This window comes from Denitrobacterium detoxificans (assembly GCF_015062615.1).
Lineage (GTDB): Bacteria > Actinomycetota > Coriobacteriia > Coriobacteriales > Eggerthellaceae > Denitrobacterium > Denitrobacterium detoxificans_A.
Genome location: NZ_SUUH01000002.1, coordinates 497,853 through 521,930, shown reverse-complemented (window position 1 = coordinate 521,930; position 24,078 = coordinate 497,853). Strand labels below are relative to the sequence as shown.

The following is a 24,078-nucleotide window of genomic DNA, read 5'->3' as shown; positions in this document are numbered from 1 at the left end:
GCGCCTACGCTAGTCGATTTCGATTTCACCCGTGAAGGAAGCGGCAGCGGGGCCCGTCATGAACACGTGTCCATTGCTGGACCAGTCGATGTGAAGCACGCCGCCACGCAGGTGAACGTCATTTACGCGACCGGCACGCCCCGTAAGAGCTGCTGCCACGTTGCTCGCGCACGCGCCAGTGCCACAGGCAAGCGTCTCGCCATCGCCGCGTTCATATACGCGCATATGCAGGCCATCTTCGCAAACCTGGATAAACTCAATATTGGCCTTTTCGGGGAAGGCAGGGTTGCTCTCGTAGAAGCGACCCACGGTGTTCAAGTTGAGCGTTTCGAGCGACTTATTGCTAGGATCATCGAAAATGGCATCCGGCAACGCCTGGAAATCCTCGATGAACGTAATGGCATGGGGGTTGCCCATGGAAACGCACGTGAATTCGAAAGCGCCCCAAGGGCTCTCGATGGCTGTCTCGCGCACGTAGCCAGCCGCTTCATACTGGGCGTTCTCGGGAAGCGCAACGGGCACTTCCGCAGCCGCCAGGATGGGCTGACCCATATCGACGGTGGCAACGGTCATCTTGCCCGCTTCGTCAACCTGGAACGAAATGGGCCTACGACCAGCTAGCGTGTCGGCCACGAACGAACCCGCAGACGCATCGACATAGCCATGGTCGATGAGGAACTTCGAGAAGCAGCGCACGCCATTGCCGCACATCTGGGCAAGACTGCCATCTGCGTTGTAGTAATGCATGTAGCCAGCGCAATCGTCCTTTTCGCTCGGGCGAACCAGAATAACGCCATCGCCACCGATGCCAAAATGACGATCGCACAGATAGGCGACCTGACGGGGTTCGAGTTCGATGGCGCCTTCCATGTCGTCAATCATGACGAAGTCGTTGCCCAGGCCATCCATCTTGGTGAATGAGAGTTTCATGCGCAGCCCTTTCCGTAGCGTTTTTCATCAGTATCCACGATTTCAAGAGCGCGACAAAGCAGCTCTTCCCCATTATCACGGTCTGCGCATATCCAGGTGATGCGCTTGTCCTTGCGAAACCACGTGCGCTGGCGCTTGGCATAGCGATGCGTGGCAAACTTGATTTGCGAAATGGCCTCGTCAAGCGAAATGGCGCCGTCGAGCGCCTGGACGATTTCCTTGTAGCCGATTGCCTGATTAGCGGTAAGCGCATCTCGCAGACCCTCGGAAAGCAACGAACGCACCTCGTCTACCAGGCCATCTTCGACCATCTGGTCCACGCGAGCGTCGATGCGATGCCGCAGGATTTCAGGGTCAACTTGCAGGCCGATCATGGTAACCGGGAAATGCACGCCGATGGCATGCAGCTTGGCATGCTGCTCTGCATACGACGTACCCTCGCTGAGCAGCTCAAACGCACGAACGACGCGTTTGGCGTCATGCGCGTTGATAAGCGCCGCGGAAGCGGGATCGCGTTGATTGAGCTCGGCCCACACGGCACCGCAGCCACATTCTGCGATGCGCGCGTTATAGGCATCGCGCACCGGATTTCCCACCTGCTCGCCTGCGGGAAAGTCGTACGAATCAACGAGGGCGCGCACGTAGAAACCCGTTCCACCACACACGATAGGGCGACAGCCCTGCTCGTACGCGCGAAGCACCACTCCCCTGCCATACTCCTGGAACAGGGAAGCGGAATAGGCGCTGCCCGGAGCGGCCACATCGAGGCCATAGTACGGCACCGTGCGATCGGCGGGGGCGATCTTGCCCGTGCCGATATCCATGCCACGGTAAATCTGCATGCTATCAGCGGAAAGGACGCAACCATTCAGGCGTTCCGCAATACGCTGCGCCAACGCCGTCTTGCCCGAAGCCGTGGGACCCACCACGCAAACCAGGGGCGCATCAAGCGGACATACTACCTGGCTTTTCTCACCCGAGGCAGCAGGCCACTGCATTAGAGCATCGTCCCCCACAGGTACCAGGTATGGGCTTCGTCGATGCGAATGTCCACGATGGAACCAGCGAAATCGCTCGCACTCATGCCCTGGGGCACGCGCGCATGAACCGTCTGATTGCGAGGACTCTTGCCCGCAAGGATGGAAGGATCGTTCTTGCTGGCGCCCGTAACAAGCACGGGAAGCACCACGCCCGCCTGATTCTGTTCCAGGTTCAAGCGCTCAGCATTGCGCTGCACCAGGTCGACCAGACGATCGAAGCGCTCCTGAATGACCTCGCGCGGAGTATCGTCCTGCATTTCGGCAGCGGGGGTTCCCTCGCGCTTGCTGTAGATGAACGTAAACACCTGGTTGTAGCCAACTTCGTTCACCAGGTCGTACGTAGCCTGGAAGTCTTCCTCGGTTTCGCCCGGGAAGCCCACGATGATGTCGGTGGAAAGCGCGATATCAGGGCAAACCTTGCGAAGCTTCTCGATGAGCTCACGATAATGCTCGACGGTATAACGCCTGTTCATAGCTTTCAGGATGCGATTCGAACCACTCTGCGCGGGCAGATGCAATGCCGGCATGAGGTTGGGTAGCGTGGCGAAACGCTCGATAACCTCATCGGTAAGGTCCTTAGGATGACTGGTAGCGAAGCGGATACGCTCGACGCCCGTTTTCGAAACCACGTCGAGCACCTGGGCGAAGCGCGGTTCGCCATACAAGTCGCGACCATAGGAGTTCACGTTCTGACCCAGAAGGGTGATCTCCTTCACGCCCGCATCGACGTAGGCCTGCGCTTGCTGGGCAATCTCCTCGATGGGGCGACTCAGCTCGCGACCGCGCACGTACGGCACAATGCAGTACGTGCAGAAGTTGTTGCAACCCACCGTGATGGGCAGCCAAGCAGCCCAGGGATGCTCACGATCCTCGGGAAGGTCGTCGTGAAACTCGGCGCGGCCATCCACGAGCTCGGCGCGGCGCATGCCGCCCTCAATGGCCTCCTGCAGCAGATGCGGCAGGGCTTCCATGTTATGCGTGCCAAATACGACATCAGCGTTTTCCAGCTGATCAAGCAGCTTCTGGCCGTCGCGCTGGCCAATGCAGCCGCCAATGGCCACGAATCGCTTGCCGAAGGGGCTACCTGGGCGCACCGGGTCGTTCTTCATGGTGGCCACGGTGCCCATAAGGCGCTCGTCGGCCTTTTCGCGCACGCAGCACGTGACGAAAATGGAGAAGTCGGCTTCAGCATTCGTCTGAACGGGCACGGAACCCAACGACGACATAAGGCCCGACAGCCTTTCGGCGTCGTGCTTATTCATCTGGCATCCGAAAGTCGTGATGCAGAAGGTAGTATTTTCGAACATGAAGTGGAACCTTTGGGTTTGAATTACACGTTTTCGCCGATGGTGGCACCGTTCTTCAGGTAATGGAGAATGACCTTGAAGCGAATGGCGGTGCGATATTCGCCATCGATAACAATATCGGCGAAATACGGAATGCAAGCAACTTCAATACCGATAGGAGAAAGAAAACCACGCGAAATAGCTATAGCTTTTACCGCCTGATTGACCGCACCGGCGCCAACTGCCTGAATTTCGACATCGACGCCGTCTTTAACCATGCCGGCGATAGCACCGGCTACGGAAGCCGGCGAAGACTTGGAAGAGACTTTCAAGAAGCCAATTTGTTGCTGCGAATCGTTCGGCACGTTGTATTTCCTATCGTAGTGCGACTTTGCTGCGATATTGCATCTTATCGAGTCATTTTATCCGTATTTTACGAACAGGGCAATTGCGTTAGCCCCTATTCGTGGTGAAACCATGCTGATTCTGCGCAGCAAAACGCGACGGCAGCATATGCGAGGAAGGCGGAGCTAACGCTCCATGACGACGGGGATGGTAATGCGAATGCCATTCTTCTGCACGGAGACTGACGGCACCACGTTTTCATCGAGGTAATACGCTTCGGCAAGATCGGCATAGGCCCGAGCAACGCCTGCGCGAAACGCAGCAAGGTCCTCGGGGGCAATCTTCAGCGAACGTGGGTCGACATGAAGCAGGCCATCATCTTGCTGGTCGGCGGCATGAGCGATCGCAGCATTCTTCTTGGTACGCGGGGGCTTGGCGTTTTCGTCGCGAATGACCACTTGAGAGGCAAGATCCTGAAGCGGCTGGATTTGGCCATCCATAATGCGGCGAGCACTGCGCGCAGAAAGCTGCAAGCCCAGCGATGCGGCAATGTCGGCAAACTCCTCGGGCGTACCCGCAATTGAAATGCGCTTCAGAATGGGTAGCTGAGCAGGGTCGTTGCAGAACGCGAGCGTAGACTTGCTGAGCACCGAGCGCCCGAAGGCCCACAGCGTTGCGGCGATTTCAATGGCGGAGCCCATGTACACCTGCACGGACGTGCGATCAATATAGGCGAACTCGGTTGCCGTGCGTACGATATTGCGAGGGCCACGCACGGTAACGGTTCCCGCGGCAGTTCGTACGAACGCGGGGTGCGTGCTCTGGTCGGTTTTCTCGGGCAGCTTGGTGGCGTCGGTTTCCACCAGGAACGAAGAGCCGCCCGCAGGCATGGTTTCCTGAATACGCGCAAGCTTGGCGTTCTCGCGAATGGCATACAGGGCCATACCGCGGCCATGAATGCCCCACGTATCCATGTGCACCGTGTCGAGCTTACTGGTAACGCGGGCTTCGAAGATGCGTTCGCGCATGTGATCGGGTACGCCATCGCCATCGTCGAGCATAACCAGGCGACGCGTATTACCCTCGCGCCCCGTAGCCAGATAGATGCTATGCGCATGGGCGTCGCGCGCATTGCGCAGCATCTCGATGACGATGTCCTCCACGCTACGAACGTCGTGCTTTGCCTGACGGCGTTCGGCTTCCGCACTACGTAAACGGACGAAGCCATCCCCAAAGTCGTCTTCGACTCGGAGATGGCTTTCGCCCGTTACTGATTCAACGAATTGAGCGAGGTCTTCGGAAGACATGCTACTTGGCGATGCCGATTGCACGGCTTTCGCGGATAACGACTACCTTGACCTGACCAGGATACTGCATCTCGTTTTCGATCTGCTGCGCGATGTCATGCGCGAGGACCGTGGTGGTTGCCTCGTCGACGACCTCGGGCTGAACCATAACGCGAAGCTCGCGGCCAGCCTGGATGGCGTAGGTACGCTCGACGCCCTTGTGGGCATTGGCGATTTCCTCGAGTTTTTCCAGGCGCTTGACGTAGGCATCGAGGGTTTCCTTGCGCGCGCCGGGGCGTGCAGCGGAAACGGCATCGGCAGCCTGGACGAGCACGTCGAGAACGCTATTGGGCTCGACGTCGTTGTGATGAGCCTCGATGGCATGCACGATTTCGGGCTTTTCGCCGAAACGACGAGCAAGGTCGGCACCGATGACGGCGTGGCTACCGTCGACCTCGCGATCGATGGCCTTGCCGATGTCGTGCAGCAGGCCGGCGCGCTTGGCAACGATGGGATCCAAGCCCAGCTCGGAAGCCATGACGCCGGAAAGGTAGGCAACTTCCAGACTGTGGTCGAGCACATTTTGGCCATAGCTCGTGCGGTACAGCAGACGACCAAGCGTATGAACCAGCTCGGGATGCAGATCGTGCATGCCCGTATCGAAGGCGGCCTGCTCGCCCGCTTCGTCGATCTTCTGGTTTACGAGCTTTTCGGCCTTCTTGTACATCTCCTCGATGCGTGCAGGATGAATGCGACCGTCGGCGATGAGGTTTTCCATGGTCACGCGACCGATTTCGCGGCGTACCGGGTCGAAGCAGCTGATCGTAACGCACTCGGGAGTGTCGTCGATGATGAGGTTGGTACCCGTGAGCTGCTCGAACGAACGGATGTTGCGACCCTCGCGGCCGATGATGCGGCCCTTCATGTCGTCGCTGGGAATGTGAATGGACGAAACGGTAATTTCGGACGTGTGGTCGGCGGCAACGCGCTGAATGGCGATGCTCAGGATCTCGCGCGACTTCTTGTCTGATTCCGCCTTGGCGCGGGTTTCGGCCTCGCGGATGATAGCGGCAGATTCGTGCGCCACTTCGTCCTTCAGGTTATCGAGCAGTTCCGTCTTCGCCTCGTCGGACGTCATGCCGGCAACCTTTTCGAGCTGACGGTTGATTTCCAGATGTTCTTCTTCCACCTCGGCACGACGACGCTCGAGCTGCTTTTCGCTTTCGCGAAGATCGCGGGAACGCTTGTCGACCTGGCCCTGCATGCTGGAAATCTGATGCTCACGCGCATCGAGCGAATCGCTGCGATGATCGAGCGACTTCTCGCGCTGATTCAGGCGATCTTCCTGAGAGCGCACGTCCTTCAGACGCTCGGAGCGTTCGGCTTCGATGGTCTGGCGCATTTCAAGCGCCTTGTCCTTGGCCTCAACTTCGGCTTCGCGGCGGAGCGTATCGGCTTGCTTGCGAGCGCTTTCGATGAGCGATTGAGCTTCCTGGGCCGTCTGCTTCTGCTTCGAGGAATTCAATGCGCTAACGGCGACGAAGGCGATAACAGCGCCAACAGCAACGCCGACAACAGCAAAGATTATTTCCATCGGACTCCCCTTCCTGGTAATCCTGTTTTGTGTTTCAAGTGCATAAAAAAGCCAGTGATTACACTGGCATGAGATTGCACGGGTGTAAGGCACCCGACTCTATATATTGAATTGTATATATAAAACACCTTTTCAGGTATGCTTTCTCATGCTCTTCTACTATAGGCGTTGCAGCGAAGATAACACGCGGGAATTGCGAAAATAATGGCAAAAGCCACGAAAGTTTCCGCGGGTGTGCCATTTAATCGCGCGATTCGAACCATTCCCTTGTGGCGCGTGAAGCAACGGAAGGCGCGTAGCCCTTTGCGATAAGTTTACGGTACGCACCGCCCCAAACATCCTTACAGCGCGGTTCGTGCTTAAGCAGGAAAGCCACCGCCCGCTGGGTTTGCTCATCTTCGGAAAGCCCGTAGGAGGCACCTTCGTCTTCGAAAAACGGCGCAGGATCGATGCCGAATTTACGCTGCAATTCACGCTCAATGGCAACGCGACCCTTGCCCATGGAAACGCGTGAGCGAATGTACGCCTCGGCGAAACGCGAATCACTTACCAACCCGCAGGCTACGGCACGTTCGACAGCGGATTGAGATTCCTCTTGCGTATACCCAGCACGCACAAGACGTTCGAGCAATTCGTGCTGCGACCTATCGCGCTGGGCACAGAGGCGAATAATGCGATCGAAGGGTGGCGTGGAGGGGCGTTCCACACCCGATGCGTGCGCTTCCGAGTTTGAGCGACGCGAACGACGCCGCTTAGGCACGCTTGGCTCGGGATCAAAAGAGGATACGACCCTACCCCGCCCTTCGGAGTTCATGAGACACTACTTACGCTTTGCCGGTTTCGGATCGGGCGTGACTTCGGTGGCCTTCGCCTCTTCAGCGGAGGGAAGCACCATGTCGTATTCCTCGCGCACCTTCACTTCCAGCTCGTCGCGCAGATCGGGGTTTTCCTCGAGCGTGCGCTTAGCCGCTTCACGACCCTGGCCAAGGCGCTCTTCGCCGTAGGTATACCAGGCGCCACTCTTCTTCACCAGGCCACACTCGACGGCCATGTCGAGGATGCAGCCCGTCTTGGAAATGCCCAAGCCATAAATGAGGTCGAATTCAGCCTGGCGGAACGGAGGGGCTACCTTGTTCTTCACGACCTTGGCACGCACGCGGTTACCCACCGTTTCGCCGTTGATCTTCACGTAGTCGCAGCGACGAACCTCGATGCGTACGCTGCTGAAAAACTTCAGCGCACGACCACCCGTGGTGGTTTCAGGATTACCGAACATAACGCCGATCTTTTCGCGCAGCTGGTTGATGAAGATGCAGGTGGTATTCGAGCGAGACAGCGAACCAGCAAGCTTGCGCAGAGCCTGGCTCATGAGGCGCGCCTGCAAGCCAACCGTGGTATCGCCGATTTCTCCTTCGATTTCGGCACGGGGAACCAAGGCGGCAACGGAGTCGACGACTACGGCATCGATAGCGCCACTGCGTACAAGCATATCGCAGATTTCAAGAGCCTGTTCGCCCGTGTCGGGCTGGCTGATGAGAACGTCGTCGATATCGACGCCCAGGCGGGCCGCATATACGGGATCGAGCGCATGTTCGGCGTCGATAAAGGCGACGACGCCGCCCTGCGCCTGTGCTTCCGCCAAGATGTGCAACGCGAGCGTGGTCTTACCGCCCGATTCGGGGCCGTAGATTTCGACGATACGGCCACGCGGTACGCCGCCAATACCCAAGGCGGCGTCGAGCGGAAGGGCGCCCGTGGGAATGACGCCAATATCGAGGTTGTGACCGCCTTCGCCCAGCTTCATGATGGAACCGCGACCAAACTTCTGCTCTATCTGGTCGGTTGTGAGTTTAAGGATTTGTTCTTTGCTCTGACTCTGGGCCATGTTCTCCTCGATTCTGTACGGATTAGCCTAATTATACGAACATTTGTTTGCTCGTCAAGAACGTACCTTAAGAATCGAGGAGCGCAGTGACGGCGCGACACAAGAAAAGTCGCGAAATGGTTGCGAAAAGCTAGCGCGATTATTCCGAATACGTGGCAAGCGATGCACGAACGAGGCGAAGCGCTTCGTGAACCGTTTGGGCGCGCACGCGTTCGCGGTCGCCCTCGAAGTGATAGAGCTTCGCAAACGTCATATTCGCGTCGGACAAGCCAATCCACACAGTGCCCACCGGCTTACCGGGAACTGCACCGCCAGGGCCCGCGATGCCCGTAACGGCCACGGCAGTATCGACGCCCAACGCCTCGCGCGCGCCCTTCGCCATCTGGCAGGCAACTTCCTCGCTCACGGCGCCATGCTCGGCAAGCGTAGACTCCAAAACACCCAGATGGGACTTCTTCACGTCGTTGGAATAGCTCACGATGCCACCGGCAACCACGGCCGAAGAGCCCGGAATATGCGTGAGCGTGCCGCTGATGAGGCCACCCGTGCAGCTCTCGGCGGTGCCAATAACCGCATGGCACTCATTGGCCATGCGAACCACCTCGGCAGCGAGCTCCTCGTTGGTCTGGCGCGGCTCGGCCAGCTCCGTCTTAACCTGCACGCCCGGACCGGCGTCGGCACGTACGAACCCGAGAATCTCGCGCGCCTTAACAAAGTAGTCGAGCATGGAGACGATGGTGAGCACCACGGCCACGAGCATGACGAACCAGCTAAACAGGTACAGGCCATTACTCAGCACGGAGCCAAGATCGGTAACGGGATGGCTGTCCTTGATGATGAACAACACGATGGCGATGATCTGCGTGACCGTCTTCGCCTTGCCATACCAACTAGCCGCGATGACGACGTTCTGGCTGGCTGCAAGCATGCGAATGCCAGACACAATGAATTCTCTGGCCAAGATAATGAGTGCCACCCAAGAAGGCAAAACACCCAATTCGATAAGAGCCAAAAGAGCCGAAGCGACTAGGATCTTATCGGCAAGAGGATCCATGAACTTGCCAAGCGTGGTTACTTCGTTGCGACTACGCGCCAGATGGCCATCGATGGAATCGGTGGCGGCAATGGCAATGAACACGCCAGCAGCCACCCAGGGCTTCCATACGGCGGCGTCGGCCCATTGCGGAAACCATTCGGGCCACGGGCTGATGATGGCGATAACGAAGAAGGGAATGAGAAGAATGCGGGCCAGCGTTACCTTGTTGGCCGGAGTCCAGAGCTTTTCGCGCTGCGAAGCCGCCTGAGACATGCTATTCGCCCTCCATTTCGTACATAAGCGTATCGTTGATGGTTACGCTCACGATATCGCCGATTTCGCCCTGATGGACGTACACCACGCCATCAACATCGGGGGCCTGGCATTTCGCCCTGCCGAAGAGCTGGCCATCTTCCTCGCTGCCCAGAACGAGCACGTCGAGCTGAGAGCCCACGCGGGCGGCAACGCGCTCGCGCGAGATGGCATCGGCGATGTCGCGCACGGCCTGAGCGCGCTCGATCTTCACGTCGTCGTCAATCTGATCGTCAAACGTGGCGGCACGCGTACCTTCTTCGAGCGAATAGGGGAACACGCCCACGTAATCGAAGTCGACGTCCTCCACGAAATCGCAGAGCTCCTGGAAATCGTCTTCCGACTCCCCCGGGAAACCGGCGATGAACGTAGTGCGCAGCGTGATGCCCGGCACCATTTCGCGGATATGCGCGATGAGCTTCAGGTACTCGGCTGCACTCCCCTTGCGGTTCATGCGCGACAGAATGCGCTCGTTGGCATGCTGGAACGGAATATCCAGGTACGAGCAAATGTTCTCGTGCGCCTGCATGGCGCCAAGCAGCTCGTCGGTGATGCCTTCGGGCTGCAGGTACATGACCCTGAACCACGTCTGGGGATACTTCTGCGCCAACGTGGACATGAGCCAGGCCAACGTGGACGGCTCTTCGAAATCGTCGCCCCAACGGCCCGTATCCTGCGCAATGAGAACGATCTCGCGCGCGCCACGCGCAATCTGCGCGGCAACGTCGGCATCGATGCGATCGAACGGGAAGCTATGATACCTACCGCGGATGTACGGGATGGAGCAGTAGCTGCAGAAGCGATTGCAGCCATCGGAAATCTTCACGTACGCGCTAAGCACCTCGGGCGCAGAAGCGGTCTCTTCAAGCTTCGAACGATGTGGGAACAACGCATCCAGAATGGCCACGATATCATCTTCCTTGCTGCACGGTACGAAGGCGGAAGCCTCGTTCAGCTCGGAAGCAAGGTCGTCGCCATACCGGGCAGGCATGCAACCAGCAACGATAAGCTTCACGTCGCCCGTTTCCATGCCCGGAAGCCCTGCCATCTCGAAGATAGCCTGCAGGCTTTCCTCGGTGGCGCTCTGGATGAACGAACAGGTATTCACGATAACGGCCTGGGCATCTTCGGGCTCTTCGACCATGCGATACCCGGCAGCCGAAAGACGTACGCGCATGTTGTCCGAGTCGACCTCGTTCTTTGCGCATCCCATCGTGAGAATGTGAACTGATATTACTTCCGAAACGCTCATGATACTTCCTCGTACATACGCAACCGAGCGCCCACGTGCAGGACACGCGTGCGCTCGGCGACTTTGAAACACAAAAGACTAGCGGTAATTAGTGAACTGCAGAGGCTGGCCGTAGTCGTTGCCCTTAACGAAGGAAATCACATCCTGCAGGGTATCCTTCGAGGCGCTGGAAACGCGCAACTTGTCGCCTTCGATGGTGACCTTCGCCTTGAACTTCTGGGCCTTGATGTCCTTGTTGATCTTGCCAGCGGTGTCGCGGTCGATGCCCTCGATGATGTTGGCAACCTTGCGCACCGTGCCGCCAGAAGCGTTTTCGGAGGCGCCCCACTTGATAGCAGAAAGGTCGATGCAGCGCTTCACGAGCTTGCTGGCGATGATGTCGGTAACCTGGCCGGCCACGAAATCGCTCGGCGCATTCACTGTGATGGTTTTCGCCTGCTTGTCGAGCGCAATGCTAGAACCGGAATCCTTCAGGTCGTAACGCTGGGTCAGCTCTTTCTTGGCCTGGCCATACGCATTGTCGATTTCCTGCATGTCAACGCTGGAAACGATGTCGAAGCTGGATTCTTTTGCCATGTAGGTACCTTTCTATGCAAACGCAGCGAGAAGACGCCCTACTCGCTGGTAGATGACGTGGTGGCCGTGCTGGTGCTGGATGCCGTATCGCTTACGGCGTCGGGGTGAGCCGACTTCCATTCGGCCAGGATATCGGAGAATTCGTACGTGACGTTCACGATGCCGTTGGAATTCGGTTCCAACGTCTGCTCCTCGCCATTGACCGTTACGGTAACACTGGTGGTGTCGACGCAGATAATCTGCAACGTATCCGTAAAGGTGTACTGCTTCGTAGCAGGACCTTCCACCGTGTCGGCTTCCTGGTTCGTTCCGTCCACATACACTTCGATGTACGTGGAGCCGCCATCGGCCACCGTGTACGTGAATTCGCCCTGCGTAGGCGCGACTTCCGTGGTGGTGGACGAAGTGGAGCCAGTCGTGGAGCTGCTAGAAGCGCTGGTGTCGGAAGCGCTGGAGCCGGACTCGGAAAGCCCCGTTACGGGCATAGTGGAGGTAGCCTGCGAACTGCTTTCCGACTTATGCGAGAAGAGGAACGAGCAGACGATGATGACGATGACCAGAATGACCGCCGCAGCAATGATGAAGGGAAGCTTGGAGCGCCCCGCCCCATCGGCATTGCGCGCAGAAGACGATTGCCCCACGAACGACTGCGGGGGCAGCACGGAACCACGCGACGGAGAAACGCGACCGGGAGCGCCAACCTTCTTGCCCTTCACCTGGGGCACGCCACGCGAGCGCTCCATGCTCTCCAGGCGATCCATGTAGCCGCCCTCGTTGCGCTTGCGGCCAACCTGGCGACGCGAAGCGCCGTCACGCTGCTGGCGACGAGGCTTCAGATTCTGATCGGAAGCGCGCAGACGGGACGTACCCCCGCGATGCGGAAAGCGCGTATTTTCCGGAGCGGCGGACATGTCGAACCCCGTGCCACGCTGATGCGCGCGGGAAATGCCCGACTGATACGCATAGAGCTCGTCGATGTACATGCCCGTGATATCGGTGGGGTTCAGCCCCAGATAGCGGGCATATCCATTCACCATGTTGCGCGTATAGCCACGCGGCGGCATAGCGGCGAAATTGCCCTCCTCGATGGCGCGCAGAATATCGGGACGAATGCGAAGACGACGAGCGGTAGCGTACAGGTCGAGGCCCTTACGCTCGCGCGTTTGCCGAAGTATTTCACCGAAGCTCATATCGCTCATGCTTACTCCCCGGTATTCGCGTCGTTCTGTTCGAACGCTTTCAACGTTTCCAATTCCATGGCGTCGACGAGAACCTCACGCGGCTTGCTGCCGTTCGGAGGCCCAACGATGCCCTTATCCTCAAGCATGTCCATTATACGCCCAGCTCGGGAATAACCCACTTTGAGACGGCGCTGAATATTGGAAGTAGACCCCAATCCGGAATTGACGACGATATCGGCTGCCTCCCAGATAAGCGGGTCGTCGGCCGTAGACGAACCACCCGAGCCATCGGGCGCGGTATCGCCCAGCGAGATGACATTGGTCTGCAGGATCTCCTGATGGTATTCCGGCTCGCCCTGCTCCTTCAGGTGGGCAACGACGGCGGAAATCTCCTCTTCGGTAACCAAGCAGCCCTGCAAGCGCTGGGGCTTGGAGTACTCAGGCTTCGAAAGAAGCATGTCGCCCCAGCCAATGAGGTTTTCGGCGCCCGGAGTATCCAGGATAACGCGGCTGTCGATGCCGCTGGCCACGTTGAAGGCGATGCGGTTCGTAATGTTTGCCTTGATCAGGCCCGTAACAACGTTCGTGGAGGGGCGCTGCGTGGCGACGATCATATGGATGCCCGCGGCACGCGCCAGCTGGGCCAAGCGGCTAATGGAGAACTCGACTTCCTTGCCCACGTTCATCATGAGGTCGGCAAGCTCGTCGATGATGATCACGATGTAGGGAAGCTGCTCGGCGTCTTCCTCGCCTATCTGCATGCCGTTCTGGCACTTGGCGTTGTACTGGCCAATGTTCCTGGCGCCCACCTTGGAAAACACCTTCAGGCGGCGCTCCATTTCGGCCACGGCCCAGGAAAGCGCGCTGGCCGCTTCCTTGCATTCCGTGACAACGGGAACGTACAGATGGGGAATGCCGTTGTAGGGCGTGAACTCAACGCGCTTCGGGTCGATCATGATGAAACGCACCTCGGCAGGCGTAGCGCGCATGAGAATGGACATGATCATGCCATTGATGGACACCGACTTACCGGAACCGGTGGTACCGCCAATAAGCAGGTGGGGCATCTTGGCCAGGTCGGACACGATGGGATTGCCCTCGACGTCTTCGCCGATGGCAACTTCCAACGGGCTCTTCCCCGCCTGAGGCAGCACGTCACCCAACAGCACGGAACGACGCTTCACGTTCGGCACCTCGATGCCAACGTAGTTGGTGCCGGGAATGGGGCTGAAGATGCGCACGCCCTGCGAAGCCATGGCAAGCGCAATATCGTCGGTGAGGTTCGTCACCTTGCTCACGCGCACGCCCGAAGGCAGGGAAACCTTGAACAGGGTAACCGTAGGGCCTGCCGCCCAGCCAACGACCTCGGCATCGACGCCGAAATCGGACAGCGTGTTCTGCAGGAGCATGGCCGTCTCGCGCAGCGTCTCCTCGGTTTCCTTGCTGGCAACCTTAGCGCCAGAGGACTTGATGAGCTGCATATCGGGCAGAACGAAGCCCTCGGAAGGCTTGGGCGTGGTAACAACCGTACCCGCAGCCGCGGAACGCTTGGGAGCCGCGGCAGTAGTTGCACGCTTGCCCAGCCTGCGCGTGAGGGCGGCAGACTTGCCCGACTCAACGGCGGCATCGCGCGCGGCAGCGGCACGCGGAACGGTTTCCGCAGGCGTGGCGCCGAAATCGATCTTCTGGGTAACGCCAGCAGAAGCACCGCGGCCATTCGAGCCGCGCTTCATGACGGGGTCGCGCTGAGCGCCATCACGCGAAGAGCGGCGCTTCCTGCCCACTTCCAGGGGCTTGTACGCCGGAGCGGGCATGACGTCATTGGGGTCCTGCTCCGATTCGGGATTGCGCAGCTCGGCGGCATGCGCGCGGATCTTGTCGACCACGTCGGAAAGCGAGAACCCAATGATGATGAGCGCCACGGCGATAACGCCGATCATGATGATGGTGGTTACCAGCTGGCCGAACAGCAGCAAGAACAAGTAGGCCACCAAGGCACCCACGTAGCCACCTTGGCTCACCAGGTTCTCGTGGTTGAACAGCACCTGCAAATTGCCACTCGAAAGGCCGGGCGTATACGCGGCAAGAATGACCAGCAGGGCGAAAAACAGAATGATGAGGCCCACGGTTACGCGCGCCGACATGCGATTCTGGGTTTCGCCGTTACGCCAAATAAGGCTTACGGCAATGAGCACCAAGACGAAAGGCAGGATATAGGTGCCCAAGCCCAGGCCAATATGCAGAACCGAGGAAAGCCATTGCGTGATGATACCCGAGCCCGGCATGAGGGACACGATGAACAGCGCTACGGCAATAACGGCGCAGATGACGCCTGCGATATCGCGACGCGAGCGATCGTCGAGAAAGCGATCGCCCGCGGCCTGATTCGAGCGCGCGGCTTGCCTGGCGACAGGCGCCTTAGAACGCGCGCTTCTTCCCTGTTTAGATGAGGTGCCCTTACCTGTGCGCGGCACGTCACACTCCTTTTGCTGCGTTTAAGAATCGTTTGTTGAAGTATAACCTACTTCGAGGCCAGCCTAAATATCGAGCAAGTTCACGATGACCAAGGGGCGCTGCTTGATGCGGTCCCACAGAACGGACTGCAGCGACTGACGGCAAGCCTTTTCCAAGTCGCGCTTCTTGCCACCCTTAGAAAGCGCCTTCTCCAAGCCGTGACGCACGGCGGAAGCAGCGTCTTCCAGCAGGTACTCGTCATCGCCACCGGAAATGCCACGCATCTGGACGGCCACGTCGCCCGTGATCTTGCCCGTCTTGGAAGAGATGGCACATGCAACGGAGGCGATGCCCTGCTCGACCATGGCACTGCGTTCGTTCAGAACGTCCTGGCTGGTGTCGCCCACGGAAAGGCCGTCGACAAACACGATGCCGCTTTCCACAGGCTCGCCACGACGCACGCCCTTGGCGGAAAGCTCGAGCGTATCGCCATTTTCCAGGATGAAGATGTTGTCCTCGTTCACGCCGGTAGCAGCAGCCAGCTTGGCATGGGCGCGCAAATGCGTGGCCTCGCCATGCACGGGCATGAAGCACTTGGGCTTCACGATAGACAGCACGAGCTTAAGCTCTTCCTGACCCGCATGGCCGGAAACGTGCACCTGGGCACGGCTTTTGTCGAACACGTCGGCGCCCACCTTGGAAAGCAGGTTGATGACACGCGTAACGGCCTTCTCGTTGCCAGGCACGGGCGTAGCGCTAATGATGACCGTGTCGCCCGGGTCGATTTCGATGGTCTTATGCTCACCTGCGGCAATGCGCGCCAGTGCGGAGAGGGGCTCGCCCTGCGAACCGGTGCACATGACCACGACCTTCTCGGGCGGAATGCCCTTCAGATCGTATGCGTCGATAATGTCGGCGTCGGACACGTTCAGATACCCCAGCTTGCGGGCAATATCGGTATTCTGCACCATGGAACGGCCCGTGACGACCACCTTACGACCCTCGGCAACCGCTGCATCGCAAATCTGCTGCAAGCGGTGAATGTGGCTTGCAAAGCTGGCGATGATAACGCGACCCTTCGCCTGGGCGATGATCTTGCGCAGCGTAACGCCCACGGTGGCCTCGGAAGGCGTGAACGTGGGGACCGTGGCATTCGTGGAGTCGCTCATCATAAGGTCGACGCCCATCTTGCCAAAGCGAGCCAGCGCGCCGAAATCGGTGGTAACACCATCGATGGGCGTCTGGTCGAGCTTGAAGTCGCCCGTATGCAGCACCGTGCCGGCCGGCGTCTGGAAGAAGATACCCACAGCGCCCGGGATGGAATGGTTCACTGCGAAGAAATCACAGGTGATACAGCCCATCTGGATGCGCTGACCAGGCTTGATCTCGATTAGCTTGGCATTCTTGATGCGATGCTCGGCGAACTTGCCCTCGATAAGGCCAAGCGTGAGCTTCGTGCCATAGATGGGAACCTGGCGGTCCAGGTCTTTCAGCAGGTACGGCAGCGAACCGGTATGGTCTTCATGGCCATGCGTGATCACGATGCCGCGCAGCTTGTCGGCGTTTTCCAGTACGTAGGTGTAGTCGGGAAGAATGAGGTCGACACCGGGATGGTCGTCGTCGGGGAACATGAGACCGGCATCATCGAGCACCATGTCGCCATTGCACTCGAAGGCCGTCATGTTCTTGCCGATGGCATCCAGGCCACCCAGCGGAATGACCTTGAGCTTGGCCTTCGGATCCTTCTTTGCGGCCATGACCTGGGGCGCCTGGTGCTTCTTTTTGCTCGTGCGACGACGGCGCTTGGGAGCTTCGCCCTCTTCTTTCGACAGCTTGGGGCGCTCGCGCTGAATGTCTACGTGCTTGTAAGAACGCGACTGCCCACGCTTACCAGTGCCCTGTTCGGGCTGGTTATTCTGTTGTTCCAAAACCTTTCCTTACTGCTAGTCGAGCACTCCGCACACGCGCATGGTCTCGGCAAGCTGCGCGGCCTGCTCGGGTGTTGCGTCGACAAGCGGCAGGCGAAGGCTGCCCACATTGAACCCCTGGAGGTTGAGCGCCTTCTTGACCAGGATGGGATTTGCCGTGAGGAAAAGGCCCTTCATCAAGGGGAGAATGGCCTCATGTGCCGAGGCTGCGGCTTCCCAATTGCCCTGGGCGGCGTTATCGACGATCTTCTTCATAGCGGCGGGGGCGCAATTGGCCGTAGTGGAGATGACCCCTACGCCTCCCCGCTTCATTACTTCATACGTGAGGGCGTCGTCGCCGGAGTACACGACAAAGCCCTCGGGAGCGGCATCGCAGATTTCGGCAATCTGATCGAGATTACCCGATGCCTCTTTCACGGCTACGATGTTCGCGCAATCGCGCGCCAGGCGAAGCGTGGTTTCGGCCGTCATGTTGATACCGCAACGACCGGGAATGTTGTAGAGGATGATAGGCAGGTCGACCGCTTCGGCAATGGCGCGGAAGTGACGATACAGGCCCTCTTGCGGAGGCTTGTTGTAGAACGGTACGACGGCCATGAGGCCATCGACGCCGCAGGCAGCAGCCTTCTTCGCCATTTCGATGCTGTCTTCGGTGCAGTTCGTGCCCACATTCGCGATAACGGGAGCGCGACCAGCCACCATATCGACTACGGCCTTGATGACCTCGAGCTTCTTTTCCACGTGGATCGTGGGACCTTCGCCCGTGGTGCCGAACAGCAGAACGGAATCGCACCCGCCATCGAGCAAACGCTTGGCCAGCTTGCAGTTCTGCTCGACGTCAACCTGCAGGTTTTCATCAAAAGCGGTGACCATCGCCGGAATGAGACGGCCAAAAACTGGTGTGCTGGACATGGTTCCTCCTTGTGCGTGTATGAGTTTCCTCATTATTGCACAGCAAAATAGACGTTCGCCTGCATTCAAGAAATCAATGCAGACGAACGGTACGAACTTGAGCTATGGAAGGATTTTGGCCTACATGAAGCTTTCCAGGCCCACCACAAGGCCCTTCTGCTCGCCGACATTGCGAATGCCCAGGAGCACACCCGGCATGTAGCTTTCGCGATCCCAGGAATCGTGCGTGATGGTAAGCGTCTGGCCCATGGAGCCGAAGATAACCTGCTGGGTGGCAACGTAGCCCATGGAACGCACGGAATGAACGGGCACGCCATCGATAAGGGCGCCACGTGCGCCTTCGGCACCTTCGAGCTCGGTTTCGGAACCAGGAGCGGTGCTCGTGAAGTCGCGTGCTTCGGCGATCATCTGAGCCGTGCGCATGGCCGTGCCGCTGGGAGCGTCCTTCTTGCGGCAATGGTGGAACTCGATGACTTCGGCTTCGGGGAAATAGGGAGCCGCGGCCTTGGCAAACTGCATCATGAGCACGGCGCCCGTGGTGAAGTTGGGAGCATAGAACAGGCAAGCATCGTTCGTAGCGCACGCAGCAAGCTCCGAAAGCACGTCATTGGAAAGGCCCGTGGTGCCCACCACGCAGTTCACGCCAGCAGAGAGGGCAACGCGCACATTGCCGGCGACAACGGAAGGCTGCGTGAAATCTACCAGCACGTCGACCTGTTCGCTTTCGATGGCCTGAGCCACCCCGCCATACAGGGGAAACGGAACATCGGCCTGGAGCAAATCGATTCCGCAGACGAGCTCCATGTCGTCGGCCGACTGAACCGCCTTGACGACGGCCTGCCCCATGCGACCCATGCAACCGGCAACAGCAACCTTAATCATGTAGGCACCTTTCTATTGGCTTCTCTTTCGACTAGCATATTTCACCGCTCAATCACGTACAACGCTCCTTACACTTCCACCATCTTGTTAATTCACACAATCCACACGTCTGGTGCATAATGGTCAAACAAGGTTAGGAGGCAAAATGAGTATTGCAGATTCGGCAAAACGGTTTGGCTTCAATAGGGTGTACGACTATCTCGATAAGGATCCTCGTGCGAACCTCCCCAAGATCATGGAGCTTGTGGACAAGATAACCCCAGGTGACATGATGAAAACGCAACGTGCAGCGTTTCGAAGGGTACTAGCCGACCCCGACAACAACTGGAACAAGATGATCATGGGCCTGTGGGATGACATCGACCCGTTCATCCTGAAGAAGGCGTTCCAGAACTTCATCATCAACGGCAGCATCACTGGCTGGGAACAGCAGCAGAAGATGCGCAAGGAACACGGATGCAACATTCCGTGGGCCATCCTGCTCGACCCCACAAGCGCCTGCAATCTGCATTGCACGGGCTGTTGGGCCGCCGAATACGGCAACCGGCTTAACCTTTCCTTCGATGAGATTGACAACATCATCGAACAAGGCAAGGAACTGGGCGTTTACATCTACATCTACACGGGCGGCGAACCGCTCATGCGCAAGAAGGACCTCATCGCCCTATGCAACAAGCACAACGATTGCGCATTCCTCTGCTTCACGAACGGCACGCTCATCGACCAGGCATTCTGCGAGGAAGTGCTTCGCGTGGGCAATTTCATCCCCATCGTGTCGGTAGAGGGCTTCGAAGACGCCACCGACTTCAGGCGCGGCGAGGGCGTGTACAAGAAGGTAAGCGACGCCATGGACATCATGCGGAAGAACCGCCTGGGCTTTGGCATTAGCTGCTGCTATACCGCAAAGAACGTCGACGTCATTGGCAGCGAGGAATACTTCGATTGGATGATCGAGAAGGGCGCGAAGTTCTGCTGGTTCTTCAGCTACATGCCCGTGGGCGCGGGAGCCGACAAGAGCCTCATCACGCAACCCGAGCAGCGCGAGCACATGTACAACGTCGTGCGCGGTTTCAGGAACACGAAGCCCCTGTTCACGCTTGATTTCTTCAACGACGGCGAATACGTGGGCGGCTGCATCGCCGGCGGGCGCCGCTATCTGCACATCAACGCGAATGGCGACATGGACCCCTGCGTGTTCATGCACTACAGCGACACGAACATCCGCGACTACTCGCTGCTGGAGGGCTTGAAGCGACCGCTTTTCATGGCATATCACAACAACCAGCCGTTCAACGAGAACATGCTGCGTCCCTGCCCCGTACTCGACAATCCGGGCAGGCTCACGCAGATCGTGGAGGAAACGGATGCGCACTCCACCGAGATTCTGCAGCCAGAAGACGTGCACGTGTATTCCGACCGCTGCGTAGAAGTAGCCGCGGAATGGGCCCCACGCGCCGATAGGCTCTGGGCCAGCAAGGAACACAACCCTGCACTGCTCGTGAAATAGCAGCGAACCTGCATACGCTACGCGCCCCGCATGCCCGCCTTCTCGGCTACATGTGAGGCGCATTTTTATGCGACGGGCGAAAATCGTTCGGCCATGCGCTCCCGAAATGGCACGACCATATACTTGTCGAGCTTCTTGAAATACTCCCGCGGCTGCGCATCGATGGCGTGGTCGAGAACCGACTCCACGATGCCAATAAGGGCGTACGTGAGCGTAACCAGGAAGAATTCAACTTCCTCGTCTTGTCCATCGCACACGCCAAGATCGTGTTCGAAGCATCGCTTCAGGATGTCATAGATGAAGCGCGAGTTCATCTTGCGCAGGATGTCTCGATCGAGATGGGCGTAGTCGCCGAATACGTGAAGCGTATCGGTTTCGTATAGGTCGATAATCACATCCACCATGCTCGACCAGGCATTACCGTCTTCGGGTAAATTGCGAAAGAGCGCGTCGACGTATTCGCGTTCGCGAAACTCGACCAGATCGTAGATGTCCTTGAAGTGATAGTAGAACGTGGCGCGGGAAACCCCAGCCCTGCACGCCACCTGAGTCACGGAAATGGCCTGAGAGCCACCTTCCTCAACCAACTGCTGATACGCAGCAACAATGTGATGCTTTGCGTCGTTGTCCACGTTACCCCTTTCCGCGTACGGGGGAAATGATACCCCAACGGGTACGTAACGCAAAAAAGAAGGCGGCCCGAAGGCCGCCTTCCGAAGCACGAGCTAGTGCGATGAGCTAGTCGCGATTGCGCGAGCGGGGCTTGCGATGGTCGTCACGACCATGGCCTCCCCTACCGCCGCGGTCGCCACCACGGTCGCCGGGACGACGACGGGGACGATCGCCATGCTCGGAGCGCTCGCCGCGATCTTCGCGACGGGGACGCGCGGAGCCTTCGGGCGCGTCGGGCTTCTCCAGGCGATCAAGGCTGATCTTGCCGTTCTCGCCCACTTCGATGACCTGGACCTTTACTTTGTCGCCCAGGTTGAGCACGTCTTCAACACGGCCCACGCGGCCATTGGCCATGCGGCTGATATGCAGCAGACCGTCCTTGCTGGCGGTAAGCTTCACGAATGCGCCGAAGTCCTTGATGCCGACGACTTCGCCTTCGAAGATCTCGCCGACTTCGGGTTCCTTCACGATGTCGAGGATGGCCTGCTTGGCAGCTTCGCCTGCAGGGCCTTCCACGGCGGCAATATGCACGGTACCGTCTTCCTCGACCTCGATGGTGGCACCCGTTTCGTCCTGCAGGCCACGAATGACCTTGCCACCGGTGCCGATGACGTCGCGAATCTTGTCGACCGGAATCTTGATGGTCTCGATGCGCGGAGCGAACTCAGAGAGCTCGGAACGAGGCGCAGGGATTTCCTTCAGCATGGCTTCCAGGATGAACGCACGGCCTTCCTTGGCCTGCGCCAGAGCGCGACCCAGGATTTCCGTGGAGAGACCACGGGCCTTGTTGTCCATCTGAAGCGCGGTGATGCCGTTTTCAGTACCCGTTACCTTGAAGTCCATGTCGCCCAGGAAGTCTTCCAGACCCTGGATGTCGGACAGAATGACGACGTCGTCGCCTTCCTTGATGAGGCCCATGGCAATACCGGAAACGGGAGCGCTGATGGGCACGCCAGCATCCATGAGGGCCAGGGTGGAACCACAGGTGGAAGCCATGGAGGAGCTACCATTGGATTCCAGGACCTCGCTAACCACGCGGATGGCGTAGGGGAAAGTGTCCTCGTCGGGCAGAACGGGCAGCAGAGCGCGTTCCGCCAGGGCACCATGACCAACTTCACGACGCTTGGGAGCGCCCATGCGGCCAACTTCGCCCGTGCAGTACGGCGGGAAGTTGTACTGGTGCATGTAGCGCTTGCCCTCGGCGGGGTCGATGGTGTCGAGGCGCTGGCCTTCACGCAGCGTGCCAAGGGTGCACACCGAAAGAGCCTGCGTCTGACCGCGCTGGAACAGACCCGAACCGTGCACGCGGGGAAGATACCCAGGACGGATGTACAGCGGACGGATTTCCTTGGCGGTACGGCCATCGGCACGCTCGCCGGTCTCGATGACCATGCGGCGCATGGCGCGCTTTTCCAGGGCCTTGCATGCAGCGGCGATGTCGGAGCCCCAGGCAGCCTGCTCCTCTTCGGAGAAGTCGTTGGCCTTGATGGAGGCCTTCAGCTCTTCCACCTTGCCGATGCGGGAAAGCTTGTCGGCATCATGCAGAGCGGCGCTCATCTCATCGAAGTGAGCATCGACGCGCTCGGCGATGGAAGGATCGGCCTGATGAACCTTGTACTCCAGCGGCTGGGGGTTCACCTTGTCGAGGAAGCGCTGCTGAGCGGCGCAGAATTCCGCGATGGCCTTCTGGCCGAAGTTCATGGCAGCGAGCATGTCTTCCTCGCTGATTTCCTTGGCGCCGGCTTCCACCATGGAGATATAATCGGCGGTACCAGCGATGGTGAGGTTGAGATCGCTCTCTTCCAGCTCATCGTAGGAGGGGTTGCAAATGAAGTCGCCCGTTTCGGGGTTGCGGCCAACGCGCACGCAGGCAGCAGGGCCGTCGAACGGGGCGCCGCCCACCAGCAGAGCCGCCGAAGCACCATTCACGCAGATGCAATCGGGAGCGTTATCGCCATCGACAACCAGCGTGGTTGCAACGATATGCACTTCGTTCTTGAAGCCATCGGGGAAACCCGGACGAATGGGGCGGTCGATGAGACGAGCCGTGAGGGTGCCCTTTTCGCTGGCCTTGCCCTCGCGCTTCAGATAGCCACCGGGGATGCGGCCCACGGCGTACATCTTCTCCATGAAGTCCACCGTGAGGGGGAAGAAGTCGTAATCCTTCTCTTCCTTGCTCACCACGGCGGTGACCAGGCAGGTGGTATCGCCCTGGGTAACCAGAACGGCACCCGTGGCCTGCTTGGCAAGCTCGCCGGTTTCGAAGCGATACTTCTTACCGTACAGCTCGAACTCTTCTACGATTTTTTCCATATTTCACTTTCTCTTCCCTCGCCTCCCTATGAGGCGAAGCTTCTTCGACGGGGCCTACCCCCGCCGCGAGCAGCTGCGGATCCTTCCGCGGCCGACCGCACTACACGCGAACCTCATCCGTTCGGCTCGCGCCGAAGCCGCAACACGGCTTCGAAAAGCAAAAGCCCGCACGAAGCGGGCTTTATGCATTTACACGTTGTCGCGAATGCCAAGCTTCTTGATGAGCTCACGGTACTCGGTGATGTCGCGGTTCTTGATGTACTTCAAAAGACCGCGGCGCTTACCGATGAGCATCATGAGGCCACGACGGGAATGGTTATCCTTCTTGTGGGTCTTCAGGTGCTCGGTGAGGTTGCGAATACGCTCGGAGAGGATAGCGACCTGCACTTCAGCAGAACCGGAATCGTTCTCGTTCTTGCCGTATTCCTTCATGAGCTCGGCTACGCGCTCTTTGGAAATGCTCAGCTTATCAGCCATGCTTCCACCTTTCATTCCGCCCCAACGGGGCAACGTGTATTGATCTTTCCTCCGAGGACGCATGCAAGGTGGCGCGTGCGTGCTAAGGGGAAAGCCCTGCTAATGCAGCTTGTCCATTATACACATCCTAGGAATTGGCAGCTACGCAGTATACGAAGCATCATGGTCTGCACATATGGGGTGCAGGGGCGACGTTGAGCATGAAAACGA

20 protein-coding genes are annotated in these 24,078 nt (G+C 58.7%); 1 reads left to right on the top strand and 19 read right to left on the bottom strand.

Features of this window, described 5'->3' with window-relative positions; translation table 11 throughout:
* Window positions 1-9: 9 nt before the first annotated feature.
* The 16 genes from dapF to dapB form a co-directional block, all read right to left on the bottom strand.
* Window positions 10-930 carry a diaminopimelate epimerase gene (gene dapF, locus E7002_RS04950; protein WP_303727747.1) on the bottom strand — a complete coding sequence of 307 codons (921 nt, stop codon included), beginning with the start codon at window positions 928-930 and terminating at the stop codon, window positions 10-12.
* Window positions 927-1,928 carry a tRNA (adenosine(37)-N6)-dimethylallyltransferase MiaA gene (gene miaA, locus E7002_RS04945; RefSeq protein WP_303727746.1) on the bottom strand — a complete coding sequence of 334 codons (1,002 nt, stop codon included), beginning with the start codon at window positions 1,926-1,928 and terminating at the stop codon, window positions 927-929. Before miaA ends, dapF begins: the two co-directional genes overlap by 4 nt.
* Window positions 1,928-3,277 carry a tRNA (N6-isopentenyl adenosine(37)-C2)-methylthiotransferase MiaB gene (miaB, locus tag E7002_RS04940; protein ID WP_066662493.1) on the bottom strand — a complete coding sequence of 450 codons (1,350 nt, stop codon included), beginning with the start codon at window positions 3,275-3,277 and terminating at the stop codon, window positions 1,928-1,930. Before miaB ends, miaA begins: the two co-directional genes overlap by 1 nt.
* Before the next feature lie 23 nt (window positions 3,278-3,300).
* Entirely contained in the window at window positions 3,301-3,597 is a 297-nt protein-coding gene (locus tag E7002_RS04935) for a stage V sporulation protein S (RefSeq protein ID WP_143117373.1), read from the bottom strand.
* Window positions 3,598-3,786: 189 nt separating this feature from the next.
* The gene (locus E7002_RS04930) at window positions 3,787-4,908 is read right to left on the bottom strand and encodes an ATP-binding protein (protein WP_303727745.1); all 1,122 of its coding nucleotides are present in this window, start codon (window positions 4,906-4,908) and stop codon (window positions 3,787-3,789) included.
* A gap of 1 nt (window position 4,909) precedes the next feature.
* Window positions 4,910-6,481 carry a ribonuclease Y gene (rny, locus tag E7002_RS04925; protein ID WP_303727744.1) on the bottom strand — a complete coding sequence of 524 codons (1,572 nt, stop codon included), beginning with the start codon at window positions 6,479-6,481 and terminating at the stop codon, window positions 4,910-4,912.
* Between the two features lie 241 nt (window positions 6,482-6,722).
* Window positions 6,723-7,295: a regulatory protein RecX gene (locus E7002_RS04920; protein WP_303727743.1), complete on the bottom strand. Its 573-nt coding sequence runs from the start codon at window positions 7,293-7,295 to the stop codon at window positions 6,723-6,725.
* 6 nt (window positions 7,296-7,301) lie between these two features.
* Entirely contained in the window at window positions 7,302-8,366 is a 1,065-nt protein-coding gene (recA, locus tag E7002_RS04915) for a recombinase RecA (RefSeq protein WP_303727742.1), read from the bottom strand.
* 139 nt (window positions 8,367-8,505) lie between these two features.
* Window positions 8,506-9,675, bottom strand: coding sequence for a CDP-diacylglycerol--glycerol-3-phosphate 3-phosphatidyltransferase (pgsA, locus tag E7002_RS04910; RefSeq protein ID WP_303727741.1), 1,170 nt, complete (start codon window positions 9,673-9,675; stop codon window positions 8,506-8,508).
* A 1-nt stretch (window position 9,676) separates the two neighbouring features.
* Entirely contained in the window at window positions 9,677-10,966 is a 1,290-nt protein-coding gene (rimO, locus tag E7002_RS04905; protein WP_303727740.1) for a 30S ribosomal protein S12 methylthiotransferase RimO, read from the bottom strand.
* Between the two features lie 78 nt (window positions 10,967-11,044).
* Window positions 11,045-11,542, bottom strand: coding sequence for a YajQ family cyclic di-GMP-binding protein (locus E7002_RS04900; RefSeq protein WP_303727739.1), 498 nt, complete (start codon window positions 11,540-11,542; stop codon window positions 11,045-11,047).
* Window positions 11,543-11,580: 38 nt separating this feature from the next.
* Window positions 11,581-12,741 carry a RodZ family helix-turn-helix domain-containing protein gene (locus tag E7002_RS04895; protein WP_303727738.1) on the bottom strand — a complete coding sequence of 387 codons (1,161 nt, stop codon included), beginning with the start codon at window positions 12,739-12,741 and terminating at the stop codon, window positions 11,581-11,583.
* A gap of 2 nt (window positions 12,742-12,743) precedes the next feature.
* Window positions 12,744-15,197 carry a DNA translocase FtsK 4TM domain-containing protein gene (locus tag E7002_RS04890; protein ID WP_303727737.1) on the bottom strand — a complete coding sequence of 818 codons (2,454 nt, stop codon included), beginning with the start codon at window positions 15,195-15,197 and terminating at the stop codon, window positions 12,744-12,746.
* A gap of 63 nt (window positions 15,198-15,260) precedes the next feature.
* Window positions 15,261-17,105: a ribonuclease J gene (locus E7002_RS04885; protein ID WP_303727736.1), complete on the bottom strand. Its 1,845-nt coding sequence runs from the start codon at window positions 17,103-17,105 to the stop codon at window positions 15,261-15,263.
* Between the two features lie 15 nt (window positions 17,106-17,120).
* Complete coding sequence (gene dapA / locus E7002_RS04880) at window positions 17,121-18,017, bottom strand: 4-hydroxy-tetrahydrodipicolinate synthase (RefSeq protein WP_303727735.1); 897 nt, start codon at window positions 18,015-18,017, stop codon at window positions 17,121-17,123.
* 120 nt (window positions 18,018-18,137) lie between these two features.
* Complete coding sequence (gene dapB, locus E7002_RS04875) at window positions 18,138-18,899, bottom strand: 4-hydroxy-tetrahydrodipicolinate reductase (RefSeq protein ID WP_303727734.1); 762 nt, start codon at window positions 18,897-18,899, stop codon at window positions 18,138-18,140.
* A gap of 145 nt (window positions 18,900-19,044) precedes the next feature.
* Between dapB and E7002_RS04870 the strand changes: the two genes are divergently transcribed.
* Entirely contained in the window at window positions 19,045-20,406 is a 1,362-nt protein-coding gene (locus tag E7002_RS04870; protein ID WP_303727733.1) for a radical SAM protein, read from the top strand.
* Window positions 20,407-20,471: 65 nt separating this feature from the next.
* Here the strand turns inward: E7002_RS04870 and E7002_RS04865 are convergent, their stop codons facing one another.
* From E7002_RS04865 to rpsO, 3 genes are all read right to left on the bottom strand, one after another.
* Complete coding sequence (locus E7002_RS04865) at window positions 20,472-21,038, bottom strand: TetR/AcrR family transcriptional regulator (protein ID WP_303727732.1); 567 nt, start codon at window positions 21,036-21,038, stop codon at window positions 20,472-20,474.
* Between the two features lie 106 nt (window positions 21,039-21,144).
* Entirely contained in the window at window positions 21,145-23,391 is a 2,247-nt protein-coding gene (locus E7002_RS04860; RefSeq protein WP_303727731.1) for a polyribonucleotide nucleotidyltransferase, read from the bottom strand.
* A 189-nt stretch (window positions 23,392-23,580) separates the two neighbouring features.
* The gene (gene rpsO, locus E7002_RS04855) at window positions 23,581-23,868 is read right to left on the bottom strand and encodes a 30S ribosomal protein S15 (protein WP_074777282.1); all 288 of its coding nucleotides are present in this window, start codon (window positions 23,866-23,868) and stop codon (window positions 23,581-23,583) included.
* Window positions 23,869-24,078: the final 210 nt, after the last annotated feature.

Excerpts from the sequence above, each read along its gene's own strand:
- dapF (WP_303727747.1), bottom strand. The coding sequence starts at position 930 with ATGAAACTCTCATTCACCAAGATGGATGGCCTGGGCAACGACTTCGTC.
- miaA (WP_303727746.1), bottom strand. The coding sequence starts at position 1,928 with ATGCAGTGGCCTGCTGCCTCGGGTGAGAAAAGCCAGGTAGTATGTCCG.
- miaB (WP_066662493.1), bottom strand. The coding sequence starts at position 3,277 with ATGTTCGAAAATACTACCTTCTGCATCACGACTTTCGGATGCCAGATG.
- E7002_RS04930 (WP_303727745.1), bottom strand. The coding sequence starts at position 4,908 with ATGTCTTCCGAAGACCTCGCTCAATTCGTTGAATCAGTAACGGGCGAA.
- rny (WP_303727744.1), bottom strand. The coding sequence starts at position 6,481 with ATGGAAATAATCTTTGCTGTTGTCGGCGTTGCTGTTGGCGCTGTTATC.
- E7002_RS04920 (WP_303727743.1), bottom strand. The coding sequence starts at position 7,295 with ATGAACTCCGAAGGGCGGGGTAGGGTCGTATCCTCTTTTGATCCCGAG.
- recA (WP_303727742.1), bottom strand. The coding sequence starts at position 8,366 with ATGGCCCAGAGTCAGAGCAAAGAACAAATCCTTAAACTCACAACCGAC.
- pgsA (WP_303727741.1), bottom strand. The coding sequence starts at position 9,675 with ATGTCTCAGGCGGCTTCGCAGCGCGAAAAGCTCTGGACTCCGGCCAAC.
- rimO (WP_303727740.1), bottom strand. The coding sequence starts at position 10,966 with ATGAGCGTTTCGGAAGTAATATCAGTTCACATTCTCACGATGGGATGC.
- E7002_RS04900 (WP_303727739.1), bottom strand. The coding sequence starts at position 11,542 with ATGGCAAAAGAATCCAGCTTCGACATCGTTTCCAGCGTTGACATGCAG.
- E7002_RS04895 (WP_303727738.1), bottom strand. The coding sequence starts at position 12,741 with ATGAGCGATATGAGCTTCGGTGAAATACTTCGGCAAACGCGCGAGCGT.
- dapA (WP_303727735.1), bottom strand. The coding sequence starts at position 18,017 with ATGTCCAGCACACCAGTTTTTGGCCGTCTCATTCCGGCGATGGTCACC.
- dapB (WP_303727734.1), bottom strand. The coding sequence starts at position 18,899 with ATGATTAAGGTTGCTGTTGCCGGTTGCATGGGTCGCATGGGGCAGGCC.
- E7002_RS04870 (WP_303727733.1), top strand. The coding sequence starts at position 19,045 with ATGAGTATTGCAGATTCGGCAAAACGGTTTGGCTTCAATAGGGTGTAC.
- E7002_RS04860 (WP_303727731.1), bottom strand. The coding sequence starts at position 23,391 with ATGGAAAAAATCGTAGAAGAGTTCGAGCTGTACGGTAAGAAGTATCGC.
- rpsO (WP_074777282.1), bottom strand. The coding sequence starts at position 23,868 with ATGGCTGATAAGCTGAGCATTTCCAAAGAGCGCGTAGCCGAGCTCATG.